The sequence below is a fragment of the Haloarcula sp. NS06 genome, from assembly GCF_051122755.1.
Lineage (GTDB): Archaea > Halobacteriota > Halobacteria > Halobacteriales > Haloarculaceae > Haloarcula.
This window is the reverse complement of record NZ_CP184844.1, coordinates 2,163,550-2,182,763: the sequence shown is the minus strand read 5'-3', so window position 1 is coordinate 2,182,763 and position 19,214 is coordinate 2,163,550. Positions and strand designations below refer to the sequence as shown.

The window sequence follows — 19,214 nt, the reverse complement described above, 5'->3', positions numbered from 1 at the left end:
CGGCACATACCAGAAGATCACGACGCCACTCCGTCTCAGTCCTCTGCGCCCTGCCGGACTTTCACCGCCATCCCCGTCTCGAAGTCGTCCATACCGCTGCCGGGCAGTTCCGCGCGGCCGACGGCGAGCAGATAGCCGTTCTCATGGACAACGAGGGCTTCGTCCCCCGGACGGAGGGCGCTGTCGGCGGACTGCACGAATTTCGCGAAGGCGTTGCGGCCCTCGCGGATGAACGGCTCGCTCTCGTCGCCGACGACTACGCGGTGTCGCGTCCCGTCGAACGAATCAAGGAGCCGGTTCCCCCCAGCGAGTCCGAGTCGAAAGCGCCCATCGTCGCCGTATGTGGCGATGCGGCCATCCGTGTCATGGACCTGCCGCGGACGGCCGGAACTGGTGTGTGTTACGTCAAGGGTATCGGGATCTGCGAACAGCGCTGTCCCGCCGCCACCGCCGAACTGGTAGTCGGCTGCACGCCGGAGCCCGCGGAACTCATCGTCACTCATTGCCCGTGTTCGATGCCGGGTGATAAACCGCCTTTCGGTTCCGTCCGTGCCACTATCCAGTAGAATCCGAATCGAAATGTGTGCCAGACCGTGGCTGCCCGAACCACGGCCGACGCAAATCGTGTGGCGATGTTGAGTGCCACTCCCCCCAGTCCGTTCCGAATCAACGGTCCGGCCCTCTGGGTGACAGACTCGAACCGGAATGCCATTGGTTCGTTCCGTCAGTCGCCCCGGCCCGAGTGTACGGGGCGTGTGCCTCTGTATCCAATCCGTGGTCGGAGGTCCGACTACGATGCCTGGAACTGCAGTGGGTCTCTATCTCGCGCCTGTTCCGTGACGAGCAGCCGCGAGGGTGTACCGACACGCTTCAGCACGTGGCAACACGTCGTCTCTGTGACCCAACTGGTCGGGGGCACTACGAGGGGATGTATGTACTGCTTCAGCTATGCAGGTGGGCCCGAAATACCGCTCCGCCGGGCCGGAGAAGCGGTGTCCCTCAAGAGAAATATTGAGCATTGCTGTCTTGTACCATACTTTCCTCCGTCGGTTTTGGGGAAATTTATACCGGATGACTTCTTAGAAACAGGTGATATGGCTACGGACACGCGAAAAGTAATTCTGGGCGCTGTGCTGCTGGTGATCAGCACTGTGCTCATCCTTGGTACAGGGGCAATCGACATCGGTATCCCGGCCGCTGCCGGAGTGCTGGCTGCACTGGGGCTGGCTGCCGGAGCCCTCCTCGTTGGAACGTCAGAAGACGGTCGCCCGGTCTAACCGCCGAGAGAGCCTTTTTTATTCGACAGCAACCCAAACACCGTAGCTGTAAGTCCGTTGAACCGCAGGAAACCGCAGGGGCGTTCAGTTACGTAGTCGTACCAGCAATTGGCACAGCAGCGGAATGAACGCCCACACACTGGTTCGGCTACAGCAGGAACCGGTCGGAATCGTCGCTCATGTCGATAAACCCGTCAACGGCCGCTTTGAGGTCTTCAGAAGACGACTCCTCGAACCCCATCGCTTCGACACGACAGCCCTCGTGGCGGAGATACCGACACACGCGAGCGAAGTCCCCGTCGCCGGTACAGAGCACTACCGTATCGACGTGATTCGCCAAGGAGACCGCGTCGAGACTCATCCCGACATCCCAGTCGGCTTTCTTCGATCCATCCTGGAACGTCTTGATGTCCTTGATGCGCGTCTCGAAGCCAATATCAACGAGCGCGTCGAAAAACGACTCTTCTTCGGGCGAGTCAGCTCGGATGACGTAGGCGATAGCACGGGTCAGTTCGCGGCCGTCAACGGCCTCTTCCAGTAGTGCCCCGTAGTCGATGTTCCGCGAGTAAAGGCTCCGGGCAGTGTGATAGAGGTTTTGCGCGTCGGCCAGTACGGCCACGCGCTGTCCCGGCTGGGAAACTGTCATATCAGGTATTGGCTATCGGCCGGAATATGCTTTCGGGATAAAAACGTGAAATCACGGGGTAATTATGCTCCAACTGACCAGTTGTTGTACATTCAGCAATTCTAGTCGTGGAGAGAATATATCAATATAGAGACCAGACAGTCGGACAGTGCAGTGATTATAACTCATAGGTTATAAAAGCTCTAACGTTGATCAGAATTGGTCGTGAGCGAAACCTGCGGCCAAATTGAAACCAGACCGTCAAAAGACGCTCTACCGGTCATCATCTCTATGTAGCGTCAGCCTCCCCGCTCACCAAGCGATATACTCCACACAGCAACAGGATGACCCCCGCGAGTCCAGTCACGATACTAACTGTCTCCACGAAGGCACACACCCTGCATGTATTTGATCCAGTGCCTATAGTGTATATACTCCCGTTTTTTCGACGTAGGTATAGTCCATCGTGTCACCTAGATAGTCAAAATCTGGCGGTGACTGATGCACTGTAGCAGCCCCATCAGCACGGAGTGTTTGGTCGAACACGTCTTGGCCCGCTGCTGAAAGGTTATTGTAACTGACTACTTCAGCATCGGGAGAGACTTGCGATCCATTCGTCTCTGTGGTGAAAGCTGAGTTCGTCGGCTCCGAGGGAGCACCAATGAGTAGACCGGATATAATGAACGATGCTACTGCAAGTATAATGAGAGCGCGGCCACTGAATCGATTTTTCGATGTTGATTCCATTTTACGCAATTACTGAAATATATAAGGAGTGCTTTTTAGTATCCTAACTCATCAGACGAGTAAGCAAGCCCATCTTCTGTGCAATATCTTATATCCGTTGTGTCTTTGTTAGCGTTCGTCACTGGTTCAATTGTATTCTTTGCACGTCTGCTGGCCGGTTGTTTCAGGCAGGACGCAAATAAACAAAATGCAGTCGCTCCGTCAACGATAGCCCTTCGAGCGTACTGTGAACGGGGACAGTGAGAACACAAAAGCTAAGTCGGTCACACGCAGTTACTCGACCATGCGACGACGCCGTCAGTCCGGAACCGCTTCGTGGCTCCCCGGAGAGGGCGTCGTCCGCGCAAAGCGCAAACCGACGTTTTAGCGACTCGTGGCGGACGTGGCGACTCCGTCTCGGGTCAGGTCGTTTGACACACAACAGCCGGCGGTATCGGCCGGCTTCCGCACCGTTTCCGATCGAACAACCGAACCCACAGCGACACCACACACTCAGCAATGACAGCGATTGACTTCCACGGCGTGTTCCCGGCGATGTGCACGCCGTTCCATCAGGACGGCAGTATTGACTTCGAAACACTCAGAGAAGACGCCAAGCGGCTCGAATCCGCCGGCGTGGACGGACTCGTGCCCGTCGGTTCGACTGGCGAATCGGCGACGCTCTCCCACGACGAACACATCGAGGTCGTCGAGGCGGTCATCGACGCCGTCGACGCCGTGCCGGTCATCGCCGGCTCAGGGTCGAACAACACCAAGGAAGCGCTGGAGCTATCGCGGCGCTCCGCCGAGGCCGGCGCTGATGCCCTGTTGCTCATCTCGCCGTACTACAACAAGCCCGAACAGCAGGGGTTTATCGACCACTACACGACGCTGGCCGACGCCGTCGACTTGCCACAGATCGTCTACAACGTCCCCTCGCGGACGGGCCAGAACATCGAACCAGACACGGCGGCCGAACTTGCATCGCACCCGAACATCCGCGCATACAAGGCCGCAAGCGGCGACATGAACCAGATATCCGAGATTATCGAACGCACGCGGGACGAGGACTTCGCGGTGCTGTCCGGCGACGACGGGATGACGCTACCGATGCTGTCAGTTGGCGGGACCGGCTGTATCTCCGTCTCGGCCAACATCGAACCGGAGCGTACCTGCGCCATGGTCGGTGCGGCGCTATCCGGCGACTTCGAGCGAGCGCGGGCGATTCATCACGAACTCGGGCCGCTGTTCCGCGCGATGTTCGTCGAGACCAACCCCATCCCTGTCAAGGAGGCCATGCAAATCCGGGGCTATGGCCCGGCACACCTCCGTTCGCCGCTGACTCGCCTGTCCGACGAACACCTCGATCACCTGCGTGACGTGCTTGCCACGCTTGAAACCGAGGACCTCGAAGACGAGTACGCGGAGGCCGAACGATGATGCGAGTGGCGGTCAACGGTGTCACCGGTCAGATGGGCGGGGCCGTCATCGAGGCCGCCACCGACAGCGAGGTCGTGGTCGGCTTCGCGACCAGCGAGACGGACGCGGTGGACGGCGTCCCTGTCGTCCACCCGGCTGAGGCTGCTGAGGCGCTACAAGAGTACGACGTGGACGTCGTGGTCGACTTCGCCGTCCCCGAGGGCGCGCTGACCGTCGCCGAAGCCTGCGTCGAAGCTGGTGTCCCGATGGTCGTCGGAACCACCGGCTTCGACGAGGACGGGCTGGCTCGCCTGAAAGACGCCACCGAGGCGATTCCGCTGCTAAAGGCCACGAATTTCTCGCAGGGGATTCAGGTCCTCCAGCGTCTCGTCAGCGAGGCCGTCGGGACGCTCGAAGACTACGACCTCGAACTCATGGAGACCCACCACAACCGCAAAGTCGACGCGCCGTCAGGAACTGCCAGCAGTATCCTCGACGTGATTCAGGAAGAGCGCGACGTGGAGCCAGTGTACGGCCGAGAGGGGCACGCCCCACGCGAGGCCGACGAGATCGGCGTGTTCGCTCGCCGGGCTGGCGACGTTCGCGGGGAGCACGAACTCGTGCTGGCCGGCAACGACGAAGTCCTCTCACTCACCCATCGCGCCGAGGACCGCGGCGTGTTTGCCGCCGGCGCACTCGATGCAGCAGCGTGGCTCGTCGGCCGCGACGCTGGCTGGTACGAGTTTGGCGATGTTGTAGACGCCTGAACGGAAGCAGGAAGACAACAGAGACGGTTTTTCGCGGTGTACTTGGCAATTGATTGCTGTTTTAGACGACGCAGAAAACGGCGACACATACTGAGACGTGCTGTCCGAGAAGTATGAATATGTGATAATACACACTCGAAGACCTCTCTCAATACCACGGTCAGCCTTATATGCCGGAATTGCTGAGTTTCGTGTATGGCTACGAACCAGCGCGTACAACTCCCAGCGGCCGATTGCCCACGATGTTCCAGTGAATTCGAAGTGACGGCGCCACGCATCAGCATGTGCCGGGACTGTGGGTACATTTCCGGGCGCGGATCCGACTAAAAGAACAACACCGAAAAAGTGTTGCGTGGTAGCACACCCATCTCGAAACCCCGATAGGTAAGCCCCCGGCGTCGCAACCGAGTGGTATGAGTCTCAAAGCCGACATCGACGACCTTTGGCAGCGGAAACAGGACGGCCTCTCAGCGACCGACGCAACAGACGACCACCTCGACGTACTTGCAGAGTTCCTCGCGGCGCTGGAGGCCGGCGAGGTCCGCGCCGCGGAGAAGTCCGGCGGTGAGTGGGAGGCGAACGCCTGGGTCAAACAGGGGATTTTGCTGAACTTCGGCCTGCGTGAGACCGTCGCTCGCGAGTACGGCGGCGTTGACTACCACGACGTACTCCCGCTGCGAGAGACCGCGGACCTCGGCGAGCGCGGAACCCGCAACACGCCGGATGGCACGACGATCCGCCGGGGTGCGTACCTTGGCGAGGACTGTATCATGATGTCGCCCTCCTTCGTCAACATCGGGGCGTACGTCGGCGACGGCACGCTCGTCGACTCCTGTGATACCGTCGGTTCCTGCGCCCAGATCGGCCAGGACGTCAAACTCGGCGCGAACACGCTTATCGGCGGCGTACTCGAACCGGTCGAGAACGCACCGGTCATTGTCGAGGACGAGGTGTCGCTGGGCGCTGGCTGCCGTGTCACCAGCGGCTTCGTCGTCGGTGAGGGTTCCATCGTCGGCGAGAACACGCTCCTGACACCGCGGATTCCGGTGTACGACCTCGTTGAAGATGAAGTGCTGTACGGCGAACTGCCGCCAGAGCGGCGTGCGTTCCAGCGCTTTGTCGACTCCTCGGTCGGCGAGAACGATTTGATCCCCGGCGGGGCGTACAAGCCAGCCGTCGTGGCGACTGATGTGGAGGAGGAGACGCTGGAAGCGACGGAGCGAGAAGACGCGCTTCGGGAGTAGCGAGGCGCGCGAACGCAGTGAGCGGGCCTCGGCGGAACGGCGAACCTCGTGAGCCGTGGAGTAGCGAGAGGCGCGACGTAGGGTGCGGTTCTCGTTAGACGGACGGTGAGCGAAGCGATCAGTGAGTAGCGAGGTTCTGAGCGAAGCGGAGAACCTCGGCGGAACGGCGACTGGCGAGAGCCGGGGAGTAGCGAGGGCCGGGCTTCGCGCGACCCTCGACACGGCGAGCGCCGTGAGCCGTGAAGTGCTGTATCCGAGTGACGGTGGGCACCGTCGCAGGGTGTGCTGCTGTGGCCATGCGAACAAGCACCCGTTACCACGGAGTGAACAATCGCCCACATATTTGTTACCATATCACAAACACTATCGCATGAGCCAGGGACACACCGTCTCTCGCGTCTCGGCGGTGACGAGGTACAGATGGGTCGCTGGCGGTGCGAGTGGGCTGGTCGCCGGCGTCGGCATGGGCGTCGTGTTCCACGCCGGAGCAAACCTCATGCCGTTCATCGGGGCACTGTACGGCTGGCCGACCGTCTTCGGCGGGTGGATCGTCCACTTGCTGAACAGCATCCTCGCCGGCCTGCTGTTCGCATTCGTCGTCTCCCGGCCGGTGTTCCACAGCCAGATCGAGTCTGTCGGGGAGAGCGTCGCGGCCGGCGTGGTCTTCGCGGCCGCGATCGGCCTGCTCTCGACAGGGTTCTTGCTCCCGGTCTCGATGAGCGCACTGGGAGTCCAGTCGTTCCCAGAACCGCTGGTCCCGCTGCCGGGCATGCTCGGGAGCTTCCTCGTCGTAGCGTCGGTGGGCGTCGCCCACCTTGTGTACGGCCTGCTCCTCGGCTGGACCTACGCCGCGGCCAGGGGTCGCAGGGCTCCTGACAGCGTGGCGAGCGAGGCCTGAAGGGCGTCGCAGTTGCGTCAGTCGGCGTTCACGCCGCGGGAGTGTCGCTACTCTCGTCGAGCGTCGTCTGCCGGCCGCCCGACGGCTTCGTGCCGCGGTTCCGGTATGACTCTCTGAGCGTGAGCGCCAGCGCGCCGAGGCCGAGCAGGAACGCAACCAGTTCGAGCAGGCCGCCAAGGACTGGAATCACGCCGAGGAGAGCGAAGCCGACGAGGCCGACGACGAGCGCGAGCCAGCGGTTCTCCCGATCAGTGAGCGAGAGTGCCCACGACCCGACGGCGAACTGGCCGTAGACGACGGCGACCCACGCCGCGACGCCGAAAACGACGGCACCGACCAGCGAGAGCGGGATGCCAATGATGGTGAACAGGAGGACGACGAGGACGATGGGCACGACGACAAGTGTCAACAGGCCGACGCCCCCGGACTTCACCGAGTGCTCCGTGACGTGTCCGGCGACGCGCGTCGAAAACGATGGGAAGGCGGCCAGTAGGATCGCACCCAGCAGGAAGTTCACGAGCAGGCTGTAGACGACACCGAGCCACGACGGCAGCGTGAACCCGCCGGAATCCGGCCCGGCGCTGTCGCCGATGCTCTCGTCCTGAATGACGCTTCCGCCGACGGTGGCCCCGGAATCGCGGGTGAACGTCGCGGCGTCGTAGCGGACATCGCCACCGACCGACGCCGTTGGCCCGAGGGCGAACTCCTCTGCGCCAGCGCGGACGGTCCCGTCGATTGTCCCCTGAATCGCGAGGAAACCCGCACCTGCTTCGAGGTTCCCCCCAATCTGTGCTGTCTCGCCGATCTCGACTGTGCCGCCGGCGACACTCACGTTGCCACCGACAGTGCCATCGATACGGACAGTCCCTGCTGCGGCTTCGAGGTCCCCACCAACCCTGCCGGTCTCGGTGACGTGGACGGCACCTGCCGCTGTTTCGACGTCTCCGGTCACCGTCCCACGGACGATGATCGTTCCGGCGACCCCCGCGATGCTATCGACCGTCTCGCCGGGTCCGACGATTATCGTTCCGCTTGCTCCCTGATATGACTGCGCGGCGACGGTACCGGTCACAGTTGATAGCAAAACGAGCGATACGATTGCGAGCGTCACGACTTGCCGGCCACCGCTTGAGAGTCTAGAACACATACAATCTGATTTTATTGGCAAGATGATAAATATACACTGACACTATCAGGTAGCGAGAATACCACCCGAAGAGAGTAGCGGGAGTGCACGGAGCATCGGCACTCGGAACGCGGGCATCAACCGCGGGGATTGGACCGAGCGAGGGGTCTGTGTCGACTATCCGATATTTTGGAGATAGGTCGACAGCGATTCCCGGTGACCTCTTGTCCGATAGCACAGCCGAGATGTCGATTGTACTTTAGAAGTGTGTCGGACAAGGAGAAACCAATACTCGTTTCTTTTTCTTCTAAATTCTCTTTTTTGTAATTGCTACTGGCCACACCACCATACAACTTTAAGTATTAATGGCATGAAATGTTGGCCGTAGATATGTCTAGTGACAGCAAGCAGCAAAGCGCCACGGAGCGGAAGTCAGCGATAAAGAAGCGTCACGAACAGGCGGCAAACGAGGTGCTGCCGGATCGGCGTGAACTGTACATCGGTGGGGAATGGGTCCGGAGTAGCGGCGGGGAAACATTCGAAACAGTAGATCCGACAACCGGTGAAACACTTGCGGAAGTGCAGGCCGGCACCGCCGAGGACATCGACAGCGCGGTTGCGGCCGCGTGGGAGGCCTACGACGAGACGTATAGCGAGATGTCTACAGGCGAACGGCAGGCGATGCTGGACGGTATCGCAGATGCCATTGCAGAGCGAAGCGAGGAGTTCGCAAAGCTCGAGAGTTTAGATAACGGGAAGCCGATTACCGAAGCTCGGATCGATATTGACCTTGTTATCGACCACTTCCGGTATTTCGCAGGTCTCGCTCGGTCGGGCGAGGGACGGACCATCGAAACTGACGACAGCCGGCACGTCCAGACACTTCGGGAGCCGTACGGGGTTGTTGGACAGATAATCCCGTGGAACTTCCCGCTCCTGATGGCAGCCTGGAAGCTCGCTCCGGCGCTGTCGGCTGGAAACACCGTCGTACTGAAGCCTGCCGAGGAGACGCCGCTGAGTATTCTCAAGCTGATGGAAATCACAGAAGACGTGATTCCTGACGGGGTCGTTAACGTCGTCACTGGATTCGGCCCCGATGCGGGTGAACCTCTCTCAAAGCACCCTGATATCCGGAAACTAGCGTTCACTGGCTCGACAGAAATCGGGAGTAAGGTGATGCAAAGTGCCGCCGAAAGTATCACCGACGTGACGCTGGAGCTGGGCGGAAAGAGTCCGCTCATTGTATTCCCCGATGCAGACCTGGAACAGGCCGTCCAGACAACGATTACGGCGATATTCTTTAATACCGGTGAGTGCTGCTGTGCCGGGTCACGGTTGTTCGTGCACGAAGATATCAAAGACGAGTTCCTGGATGAGCTTGCGGCTGCGGCTGAGGACCTGACTGTTGACGACCCACTGCTGGAGTCGACAGACCTCGGCCCGAAAGTGACCGCGGAGCAGGTCGAGCGGACGCTGGGCTACATTGAGGAGGCAGAACAGGAAGGGGCAGCCTTCGTCACCGGGGGAAGTCAGCCGGACGACGAAGCCCTTTCGGATGGCTGCTTCGTCGCGCCGACACTCATTGACGAGATTGACCACGACAGCAAGCCGGTCCAGGAGGAGATCTTCGGCCCGGTCCAAGAAGTGTTCAGCTGGAGCGAGTACGATGAGATGATGCACCTGGCGAACGATGTCGACTACGGTCTCGCAGCAGGGGTCCTCACAGAAGACCTCTCAAAGGCGCACCAGTGTGCAAAAGACATCGAAGCCGGGAATATCTGGGTCAACACCTACAACGACTTCCCGGCGGGACAGCCGTTTGGCGGCTACAAACAGTCGGGAATCGGTCGAGAGATCGGTGAGGAAACGATCGACCATTACACGCAGACGAAGACGGTGAACATCTCACTCGATTGATGTGAACATTCCGTTCCCGCAAGTCCAGCCCGGACAGATTGAAGCCGCGAACGTGTCCATCGCCCCCGACGGGACGAAATACGTCGTCCCGTCAGGGATGCACGAGCGGCTGTGCCGGGCGGTGGTGCCCGACGCTGCTGAGGGCACATTTGACCCTAAGACCGAACTGGCGCTGGCCGGGTGGGTTTCACTGCACACGGATGGGCTGACCAGACGCGTGTACATCGATGCCCCGGATGACTTCACCGAAACTGCCATCGTAAAGCGGTTCGCCCGGTCACACGACGCCGAATCGATTGTCATGGCACGCCATCCAAGCGGCGAGGTGACCCGCTGGGAGTCGCCAGGCACTGTGTCCGTTACCGAACAGTGAACTCGGTAGTCAGCAGTCTGTGCTGTCACTCAGGGTCAGCACTCCAGCCTCCTAAATACATTCAGGGATGATAGCTCGCGGCTGGCAACAACGTTATTTTCACTTCGGCTGCCGACCTGTGGCTATGGATGAGCAAATCGATCCCGACGAACTACTTGCCGCTGTCGGCTTTGATGCAGATGAAAGCGTGCTAACGCGCCGGCAAGCGGAGGTGCTTGCGCTACGCGAAAAGGATGTCCGTCAGAGTGATATCGGGGAATTGCTCGGCACGTCACGCGCGAATATTTCAAGTATAGAGCGCAATGCAAGAGAAAACGTCGAGAAGGCACGCCAGACAGTCGCCTTCGCGAACACCCTGACTGCACCCGTTCGTGTCGACATTGCGGTCGGGACCGACATCTACGATATTCCCCAGACGGTGTATGCCGCCTGCGATGAAGCCGGAGTCGAGGTCAATTACGGCTCCTCGAATCTGTTGCAACTCATCGATGACGCCGTCGATGGTGCGATTCAGCAGGACACGGTGCAGGTGCCACTTCGCATTGATGTGACAAACGACGGTGTCGTACACGTTCGAGAACGGTCGGCAGAGCGCACAGAATGAGCGGGGACAGCGTCCGACGGCAGTACTGTAGTCTTGAATCGGTAGGCACGGCTCACAACCGATGCATCGTTGCGTCCCAACAGACGAGTTATTGATACAGTGCCGTCCGGAGTCGACCGTCGCCCGATAGCGGAGATGGTAAGCAGTTGGGGCGCTGTGTGTATCGAAACGGAACCCTTGTTAGCCGCCGACACCGTGGTTTCCCCAATGAGCCACGACTCGCCGCCGGTCCGCCGCCTCGCGGACTGGGACCACGAGCGTCTGGAGGCGGTAGCTGCCGAGCACGGCACGCCGCTGTACGTCGTTGACCTCGACCGCGTCGCCGAGAATTACGAGCGGTTCGCCGCGGCGTTTCCCGACGCCCACGTCATGTACGCTGCGAAGGCCCACACCGGTCAGGCCGTTCTGTCGAAACTGCTTGAGACGGGCGCTGACATCGAGTGTGCGGCCTGGGGGAACTCCAGCGAGCTATCGACGCCGGCGCGGACCCGAACACGCTCCAGTACACCGCCGTCAATCCGCCAGACCGCGACCTCGACCGTGCCGTCGAACTGGCGGCAGAGCACCCTGGGCTGACGATTACGGGGGGCGCGCGGGACACCTTCGACCGCCTCGAAGAGCGCGGCTACGACGGCCGGGTCGCCATCCGCATCAATCCCGGTATCGGAACGGGCCACCACGAGAAGGTCGCCACCGGCAAGGACGCCAAGTTCGGAATTCCCTACGACGAGGTGCCCGAGGTCGCGGCCGACGTGCGCGAGCGGTTCGACCTCGTCGGCCTGCATGCCCACGCCGGCAGCGGCGTCCTCCACGACGACTTAGACGACCACTGTCGTGCCATTGGGAAGGTCGCTGACATGGGCCGAGAAGTCATCGCTGACGGCGCGGACCTAGACTTTGTCGATTTCGGCGGTGGCTTCGGCGTCCCCTACCGGGAAGATGTCGAGCCACTGAACATGGAGGTCGTGGGCGAGAAGGTTCGCGAGGCGGTCGGGGATCTCGACGCACAGGTCAAACTCGAACCCGGCCGGTACGTCGTCGCCGACGCCGAGTGCATCCTCACGGAGGTCAACACAGTCAAAGAGACGCCGGCAGCGACTGTTGTCGGCGTCGACGCCTCGCTGGCGACGCTTATCCGACCGGCGATGTTCGGCTCATACCACCCGATTCGGAACGTCACCGCGCCGAGACGGGAGGCCGAACCGGTGTCGGTCGGCGGCCCCTGCTGTACGAGCGCCGACGTGTTCTGCACTGACCGACCGCTCGCTCGACCCGAGCAAACTGACCTGCTCGCTATCGGCAACGCCGGCGCGTACGGTTACGAACTGGCGAACCAGTTCCACTCCCAGCCACGGCCGGCAGAGGTTGCCTTCGAGGGCGGCGAAACGCGAGTCGTGCGGGAGCGCGAAACGCTGGCGGACGTGACCCGCATGGAACAGTAATGGCCTTCGACATTCCTTCGTTCCACCGGCGGGCGGTCGAAACACGGTCAGACGAGCACGTCGACGACATCCGCTCGCTGCTAGTCGACACGCTGGAAGACGCCGGCGAATACCCGGAGATAGACGACCTCGGCAACGTCGTCGCGTCCCGCGGCGACGACGACGGAACGCATATCCTGCTCAACACGCACATCGACACCGTCCCACCGAACCTGCCCTACGAACGGCGGACAGAGCCACCGGGGCCGGACGAGACTGTCGACGGCACCGGCGGTGATGGGGACGGCGACATCGTCTGTGGCCGCGGGGCCTGCGACGCGAAAGGGCCGCTCGCGGCGCTCCTCGATGCGTTCCTCACGGTTGCGCCTGACGACGGCCGCGTCACACTGGCGATTTCGACCGACGAGGAGACGACACAGACCGGCGGCGCACACCTCGCGGACACCATCGACGCCGATGGCTACATCGTCGGCGAGCCGACTGGCCTCGACGTGTGTACGGCCGCCCGCGGCCAGTTCGAGGGAACGGTCACCATCCACGGCGAGAGCGCCCACGCCGCCGACCCCGGCAGCGGCCACAACGCGATTCGGGCCGCTACGCCGATTCTGCAGGCGATGGAAAGCTACGACGAGAAGAAAGGGCCGGGCGAACACGAAACGCTTGGCTACCCCATTCTCACCCCGTCGATGGTGGAGGGCGGTGAGGCGACCAATCAGGTCCCGGCGGAGTGCGCCATTACGTTCGACCGACGGAGCGTCCCGCCAGAGACGAGCGAATCCTTCTGTGCGGACCTGCAGGCCCACCTCGAACAGTGGCTCCCGAAATCAATGGGCCTCACCGTGGACCTCATCCGCCCGGATACGCCGTTTCCCGAAGCGTTTGCGACCGACACCGACGCGGAACTGGTTCGTACACTCCAAGAAGCGAGCGGCGGCGCAGTCCGGCAGTTCGGGGCCGCGACGGAAGCCTCGTATTTCGCAACCAACGGGCCGACGGTGGTGTTCGGCCCCGGTGACCTGAGCGACGAAACGGGTGCTATCGCTCACTCGAAACGCGAGTACGTCAGGCTCTCCGAAGTTCGAACCGCCGCGCGAGCCGTGCGGGAGACGGTCGAACGACTGGTCTGAGCCGCGACTCGCCGATGGACTGGCCTACGCCGACCGCCGCTGGACGAGGTCAGAGAGCGCCGTCGTCGCGTCTTCGTCTGTCACGCTGTCGAACTCCTCGTAGTAGTCCGCGGTGGCCTGAAACGCCGCCGGTTTTAGCGGGACGACGACGTCGTCGGCCCACCGCTGTACCTCCTCAAGCACGTCCGGCGGCGCGACAGGGGCAGCGGCGATAATCTCGTTCGCACCTGCCTTTCGGAGACGCTGGATTGCGACACGCATCGCCGCACCCGTCGGAATCCCATCATCGACCAGCAGAACCCGTTTGCCGGCCACGTCAAGCGGCCCCCACGTCTCGCCGTAGTCGACCGCTCGCGACTCGACGGTGTCACTCGCGTGCGTCTTCGCCTCCTGCACGTACTCCCAGTTCACGTCCAGAAACCGCATCATCGGGCTGTTGATCCACGAAAAGCCACCCGGAGCGACAGCTCCGATGGTCAACTCAGGGTGGTTTGGCGCGCGTATACGCTGTATGACGATGACATCCATCGGGAGTCCGGTCGCGTCAGCGACCACGTTGCCGACAGGGACGCCGTTCGGTGCGAGCGTGACGATGATATCGCCGACGACATCCCGCTGGCGCAGCGCGGCTACGAGCTGTTGCGCCGCATCCGAGCGGTCTGTGAACATATCACACTATATGGAGTCGTGCATCCTAATCATTCCGGTTAGCGGTTTTTCGACTGGCGGCTGGCCGGATTCATCATGCTCAGTCTTGTGGTGCCGGCTGGTCCGACCCCTGCCCGAGGTCCAGCGTCTCCTCGACCTGTGTATACGTCAGGACGAGTCCGACGAACGCGAGCGCAGCACCGGCGGTGAAGGGCGTGCTGAACGAACCGAAGTTGTACAGCAGGCCCGACGCCAGCGGCCCGATAGCGACGCCGAGGCCGAACGCCATCGTCAGGACAGATAGCGTTGTTCCTGACCCGCGGGCACCAGCCAAGTCACCAGCAAGAGCAAGCGACGGGGCGAACACGAGCGCGACGGCGATGCCCTGAACGAACCGCGCCAGAAGCATGAGCCACGGGCCTGTCACGATTCCCTGTGCGAACACCGACGGAACAAGGATGACGAACCCGGCGACGATGAACGGTCGCCGGCCGAACCGGTCACTCGCCCGGCCGATGGGCACCTGAAAGACGACGTTTGCGATGACGACGGCGGCGAACTGAACGCTGAAAAACAGGGTCGATTCGTCCAGCCGCATCCGGACCGGTCCCTCGAGCGTGGCAAACAACGCAATAGTGGACGCCATCATGAACGTGCCGACGCCGAGGACGAATACCGAATCCAGCCCCTCGCCGTTTCGGTCCAGAATCGCTATCGAGAGGTCTTTTCCGGCCTCTGCCTCGAACGGCGGGTCCTGAATCAGCGCCCATACGAGGGCAAAGCTCACAACAGCGCCCAGAACGGCGATAGCGAAGGCAGCGGTGAAGCCGGAGATAGCGGTGCCGGCGACCCGGTAGGTCACCACGTCGTTCGCGGCGAGTCCGCCAGTGATGACGACGCCGGCGATTATCGGCCCGAAGCCGAAGCCGATGAGCCGGAAGGTGTTGAACACGCCGAAGTTCCCGCCGCGCTCCGCATCACTCGCGGCGTAGTCGTTGACCAGTGCGACCGTCGCCGGAATGGTAAAGGCTGCACCAAGGCCCTGGAACGCCCGCGCGGCGAGGACCGTCCAGTACGAGGAAAGGAACGGGTAGGCCGCGCTTCCGATAGCGAACAGTACCAGGCCGGTGAGGACGAAAACCCGGCGCTTGCCGGTCCGGTCCGAGAGGCGCCCGGTAAAGGGTTGGCCGAAACTGTTCAGCAGACCGAACAGGGACAGCACCAGCCCGATCAGCGTCTCCGTCTGGAGCGTGAGCCCGAGTACCTGTTGGCCGGCGATGCCGGCGAGCGACACCTGCCCGCTGGCGATGTACAGAGGAAGGACGATGATGAGAAACGAGTTGCCCAGTGCGTCCGCCATCCGGGCGAACGCCAGCGTCAGAACCCGCGTGTCAGTGCCGAGAACCATCTACTGCCAACGAAGGCGGCCACACTCGTCATAGTTGCGTTCGCCGCGGGGGTACGTGTCGATCTGAAAACGACGGCGGCAAGGCAGCGATCCTCAGCTGTCCTCGGCCTGCTGCGCCGCGATGCCCGTGTATCCGGTCGGCGTCAGCGCTTCCAGTTCGGCCCGCACCTCGTCGCTCACGTCGAGATCGGCGAACATATCGTGGAAGTCCCCGATGGTGACCTCGCGGCCCCGTGTAGCTTTCTTCACCTGTTCGTAGGCGTCGGCGTACCCTTCACGGCGAAGAATCGTCTGGACGGCCTCGCCGATGATCTCTGGCGTCCCAGCCAAATCGTCGGCCATTACCTGCTCGTTGGGGACGACCTTCGCCAGCCCGTTCTGGCACTTGCTGTAGCCGATGAGACAGTGGGCGAATGCGGCCCCGATGTTGCGCTTGACCGTCGAGTCCGAGAGGTCCCGCTGGAGCCGGGAGTTCGTGACGTAGTCGCCGAGGAAGACCAGATCGGAGTTGGCCTTCGAGAGGTTCCCTTCGCTGTTCTCGAAGTCGATGGGGTTGACCTTGTGAGGCATTGTCGAGGAACCAGTCTCGCCCTCGACAGCCTCCTGACCGAGATAGCGATCCGAGACGTAGAGCCACACGTCGAGGTCGAGGTCAAGCAAGATATTGTTCGCACCCCGGAGCGCGTCGAACAGGACCGCGAGGTCGTCACAGGGGTTGACTTGTGTCGTGAGCGGTTCGTGTTCCAGTCCGAGGTCGTCGACGAAGGACTCAGCGAACGTCGGCCAGTCCACGTCGGGGTAGGCGGCAACATGGGCCGCGTATGTACCGGACGCACCAGCGAGCTTTCCGGAGAGACTCTCGGCGGCCCGTTCCACGCGACCGATGGCCTGGCCCAGTCGGGAAGCGTAGACGGCCATCTCCTTGCCGAACGTCGTCGGCGTCGCGGGCTGCCCGTGGGTGCGGGCCAGCATCGGCACGTCGGCGTAGGTGTGGGCCATCTCGACCAGTGTATCCCGAATCTCGCGGAGTTCGGGTACCAGCACCTCCTCGGCAGCGGGCTTGACCAGCAGCCGCTGGGCGAGGTTGTTCACGTCCTCGCTGGTGAGTCCGAAGTGAATCCAGTTGTCGGCGTCGAGGTCATCAGGCATCCCCAGCCGGATGAAGTACTCGATAGCCTTCACGTCGTGATTGGTCGCCGAATACTCCCCGTACCCCTCAGTTTCGAGTTGCTTGACGACGCTCGCGTCCTCGTCGTCGAACTCCTCGTACAGCGCCCGGAGCGTCGCGCGCTGGCCGTCATCGATTGTCAGCGGCGTGGCGTCAAGGTCGGCAAGCGCGATGAGGTACTCGACTTCCACTTCGACGCGGGCGCGCATCAGCGCCCGCTCGCTGGCGTACGGGACGAGCGGCTCGGTGTAGCGGGCGTATCGGCCGTCGAGCGGCGAAACAGCAGCCAGTGGCCCTCTATCGGTCATACCCGAGTGTGCGCGGGAGGCGCGAAAAAGCGTGTCGTTCTCCCGCAACCGCGACGCGGTGCAGCTTCGGCGCGTGGTGTGACAGTAGAAAGGGACAAAAAGGGGGATTCGGGTACAGAACGAGCTCGCGTCGCTAGTTGCTGAACTCGTTGCAGACCGGGATACCGACCGTGTTGTAGTCGCTCATCGCGGCCAGTTCGTCGGGGACTTGGTGGATGTCGACCGTGTCCTCGACCAGCGCGGTCGGGTCGAGTTTGCTCGACTCAACCATGTCCAGCATTTCGCTGTACCGCGACGGCTGGAGGCCGAGCGACCCTTTGAAGTCGATTTCTTTGGCAACGAACTCGTCGGTCGGGAGCGACACCATCCCTTCCTCTTCGCTGGTGGTCAGTCCGATCTGGACGTGCGTCCCGCCCTTACGCAGTGAGTTCACGGCGTTCTGGCAGGTCGTTGCGATGCCGAGCGCGTCTGCGGACACGTCGGCCCCGCCGTCAGTGATGTCCCTGACTTCCTTTGCGGGGTCGTCCACCTCCTGTGCATTGACGGTGGCGACAGCGCCGAGGTCTTCGGCGCGCTCCAGTTTCTCGTCCATCAGGTCGACGCCGATGACGTTGCCCCCAAGCGCGTTCGCGATGTGGACCGCCGAGAGCCCGATACCACCGCAGCCGTGGATGACAACGTCGTCGCCGGCACTGACCGGTGCCCGGTGGGCCATCGCGTGGAACGAGGTCATGAACCGACAGCCCATGCCGGCGGCTGACTCGGCGTCGATACCGTCCGGGAGCGGCACGGCGTTGAGGTCGGCGTTGGGGATGTGGACCTCCTCGGCGAACGCGCCGGGCGCCTGATTCATGAACCCGAGTCCGATGTGGTTCTCACAGATGTTTTCACGCCCGTTCCGGCAGAGGTCACAGCTCCCGCAGGCGAAATTGAACGGGATTGCGACCTCCTGACCCTCCTCGACGTTTTCGACATCATCGCCGACGGAGACGATACGGCCTGTCGGCTCGTGGCCGAGGACGTGTGGCGGATCAGGCCGGTAGCCGAACCAGTCCCAGTCCCCCTGCCAGCAGTGCCAGTCAGACCGGCAGATACCACAGCCGATGACCTCGGCGACGGCACCGTCTGGCTCTGGCTCGGGACGTTCGACGTCCTGTACTGTTAGCGGTTCCTGAAACTCTTCTAGTAGTACTGCTTGCATTACATTAATAGCATTGGATATCTTACTAATGAATATTATGGTTTTTAAACTACAATAGATGTGTCACTAAGAGGGGCCATACCCCCATTTTTGAGGGGTAGTAGTTCTTACAGGACACGTCTAGATTACTTTTAGATACCCATCCACAGTTGCCAAAGCCGTCGAAACATATCAAATATACTCAGGACCGTCCGCATCGAAGTACCTTCGAAAGAAAGTGAAGAGATGGTCCCGCTAGCGAGCAATCCTCAGTTCAGCCAACCGTAGTCGCCATCGGCATCGCCGAAGCGGCCGTCCGGCGGGTCAAAGCGATAGAGGTCCTGTCCGAGTGCGGCCCACGCAAGGCCGTAGACGGTCGCCGTCGCTGGCTGGATCCCGAACCCGAGAAACGCAATGGTCCCGACGCCCAGCAACACGCCCAGCCACGGCGGCTGGATGCGCGTCCTGACGAGACCGACGGCGACCAGCAGTGACCCGCTGACCAGCACGAGCACGCCGACCGCGATGACTGGTTCGCCACCACCGGTAAGGAGGCGGACCAGTTGTCCGACCGCGAAAACGAGACCACCGAGGCCGCCGGCCCACGCGCCGATGGTCCCTGGCCGCTTCATCCGTGCGCCATAGAAATCCTCAATGGCATAGTGACCGGCGACGACACCGAGTGCGGAGAGGGCGGTTCCGGCGAGGATGGGGGTACTCATTTCGGTCTGACCGGTCGCGGACAGCGCCACGGCCCAGCCGACCCAGACGACACCACCGACGGCGGCGACCGCACCCGCGCGCTGACACCGTAGCTTCGCCATACGGGCGAGTTGGCGGCGGGCTACAAATGCACACCGAACCGGTACACGCCAACACCACAGACGCAAATAGTGGTCCTCGGTCGCATACAACAGGCCAGCCGGGGGTTTCGCAACAACTTTGCACGGTCCGGTC

17 protein-coding genes and 1 pseudogene are annotated in these 19,214 nt (G+C 61.9%); 10 read left to right on the top strand and 8 right to left on the bottom strand.

Annotated features, from left to right (window positions below; genetic code table 11):
* Positions 1-35: 35 nt before the first annotated feature.
* Complete coding sequence (locus ACODNH_RS15150; protein ID WP_306705569.1) at positions 36-503, bottom strand: PUA domain-containing protein; 468 nt, start codon at positions 501-503, stop codon at positions 36-38.
* Positions 504-1,094: 591 nt separating this feature from the next.
* On the opposite strand from ACODNH_RS15150, the gene ACODNH_RS15145 reads away from it, so the two are divergent.
* Positions 1,095-1,277: a hypothetical protein gene (locus ACODNH_RS15145; RefSeq protein ID WP_306705567.1), complete on the top strand. Its 183-nt coding sequence runs from the start codon at positions 1,095-1,097 to the stop codon at positions 1,275-1,277.
* A 148-nt stretch (positions 1,278-1,425) separates the two neighbouring features.
* Here the strand turns inward: ACODNH_RS15145 and ACODNH_RS15140 are convergent, their stop codons facing one another.
* A complete protein-coding gene (locus ACODNH_RS15140; protein ID WP_306705565.1) occupies positions 1,426-1,923 on the bottom strand; it encodes an NYN domain-containing protein in 498 nt (165 codons plus the stop codon).
* 1,224 nt (positions 1,924-3,147) lie between these two features.
* Between ACODNH_RS15140 and dapA the strand changes: the two genes are divergently transcribed.
* The 4 genes from dapA to ACODNH_RS15120 all read left to right on the top strand — a co-directional run bounded on the left by dapA (position 3,148) and on the right by ACODNH_RS15120 (position 6,956).
* Positions 3,148-4,068, top strand: a complete 921-nt coding sequence (gene dapA, locus ACODNH_RS15135) for a 4-hydroxy-tetrahydrodipicolinate synthase (protein ID WP_306705563.1) — start codon at positions 3,148-3,150, stop codon at positions 4,066-4,068.
* The gene (dapB, locus tag ACODNH_RS15130; RefSeq protein WP_306705561.1) at positions 4,065-4,814 is read left to right on the top strand and encodes a 4-hydroxy-tetrahydrodipicolinate reductase; all 750 of its coding nucleotides are present in this window, start codon (positions 4,065-4,067) and stop codon (positions 4,812-4,814) included. The genes dapA and dapB overlap by 4 nt, the downstream gene beginning before the upstream one ends.
* Positions 4,815-5,227: 413 nt before the next feature.
* Positions 5,228-6,058 carry a 2,3,4,5-tetrahydropyridine-2,6-dicarboxylate N-succinyltransferase gene (locus ACODNH_RS15125; RefSeq protein ID WP_306705559.1) on the top strand — a complete coding sequence of 277 codons (831 nt, stop codon included), beginning with the start codon at positions 5,228-5,230 and terminating at the stop codon, positions 6,056-6,058.
* Between the two features lie 370 nt (positions 6,059-6,428).
* Positions 6,429-6,956 carry a hypothetical protein gene (locus ACODNH_RS15120; protein ID WP_434530509.1) on the top strand — a complete coding sequence of 176 codons (528 nt, stop codon included), beginning with the start codon at positions 6,429-6,431 and terminating at the stop codon, positions 6,954-6,956.
* 28 nt (positions 6,957-6,984) lie between these two features.
* On the opposite strand, the gene ACODNH_RS15115 is transcribed toward ACODNH_RS15120, so the two are convergent.
* On the bottom strand, positions 6,985-8,103 hold the full coding sequence (locus ACODNH_RS15115) for a bactofilin family protein (protein WP_306705556.1): 1,119 nt from the start codon (positions 8,101-8,103) through the stop codon (positions 6,985-6,987).
* 369 nt (positions 8,104-8,472) lie between these two features.
* On the opposite strand from ACODNH_RS15115, the gene ACODNH_RS15110 reads away from it, so the two are divergent.
* The 5 genes and pseudogenes from ACODNH_RS15110 (at position 8,473) to ACODNH_RS15090 (ending at position 13,545) form a co-directional block, all read left to right on the top strand.
* The gene (locus tag ACODNH_RS15110) at positions 8,473-9,999 is read left to right on the top strand and encodes an aldehyde dehydrogenase family protein (RefSeq protein WP_306705554.1); all 1,527 of its coding nucleotides are present in this window, start codon (positions 8,473-8,475) and stop codon (positions 9,997-9,999) included.
* A 1-nt stretch (position 10,000) separates the two neighbouring features.
* Entirely contained in the window at positions 10,001-10,372 is a 372-nt protein-coding gene (locus tag ACODNH_RS15105; protein ID WP_434530508.1) for a hypothetical protein, read from the top strand.
* A gap of 124 nt (positions 10,373-10,496) precedes the next feature.
* Positions 10,497-10,976, top strand: coding sequence for a Tfx family DNA-binding protein (locus ACODNH_RS15100; protein ID WP_373567947.1), 480 nt, complete (start codon positions 10,497-10,499; stop codon positions 10,974-10,976).
* Positions 10,977-11,183: 207 nt separating this feature from the next.
* Positions 11,184-12,418, top strand: a pseudogene (gene lysA / locus ACODNH_RS15095) (diaminopimelate decarboxylase).
* Positions 12,418-13,545: a M20 family metallopeptidase gene (locus tag ACODNH_RS15090; protein ID WP_306705546.1), complete on the top strand. Its 1,128-nt coding sequence runs from the start codon at positions 12,418-12,420 to the stop codon at positions 13,543-13,545. Before lysA ends, ACODNH_RS15090 begins: the two are co-directional and overlap by 1 nt.
* 24 nt (positions 13,546-13,569) lie before the next feature.
* Here the strand turns inward: ACODNH_RS15090 and ACODNH_RS15085 are convergent, their stop codons facing one another.
* The 5 genes from ACODNH_RS15085 to ACODNH_RS15065 form a co-directional block, all read right to left on the bottom strand.
* The gene (locus tag ACODNH_RS15085; protein ID WP_306705544.1) at positions 13,570-14,214 is read right to left on the bottom strand and encodes a phosphoribosyltransferase; all 645 of its coding nucleotides are present in this window, start codon (positions 14,212-14,214) and stop codon (positions 13,570-13,572) included.
* A 79-nt stretch (positions 14,215-14,293) separates the two neighbouring features.
* Positions 14,294-15,601, bottom strand: a complete 1,308-nt coding sequence (locus ACODNH_RS15080; protein WP_306705542.1) for an MFS transporter — start codon at positions 15,599-15,601, stop codon at positions 14,294-14,296.
* Between the two features lie 93 nt (positions 15,602-15,694).
* Entirely contained in the window at positions 15,695-17,077 is a 1,383-nt protein-coding gene (gene purB, locus ACODNH_RS15075) for an adenylosuccinate lyase (RefSeq protein WP_306705540.1), read from the bottom strand.
* A gap of 133 nt (positions 17,078-17,210) precedes the next feature.
* A complete protein-coding gene (locus ACODNH_RS15070; protein WP_306705539.1) occupies positions 17,211-18,278 on the bottom strand; it encodes a zinc-dependent alcohol dehydrogenase family protein in 1,068 nt (355 codons plus the stop codon).
* A 248-nt stretch (positions 18,279-18,526) separates the two neighbouring features.
* Positions 18,527-19,081: a hypothetical protein gene (locus ACODNH_RS15065; RefSeq protein WP_306705536.1), complete on the bottom strand. Its 555-nt coding sequence runs from the start codon at positions 19,079-19,081 to the stop codon at positions 18,527-18,529.
* Positions 19,082-19,214 lie beyond the last annotated feature (133 nt).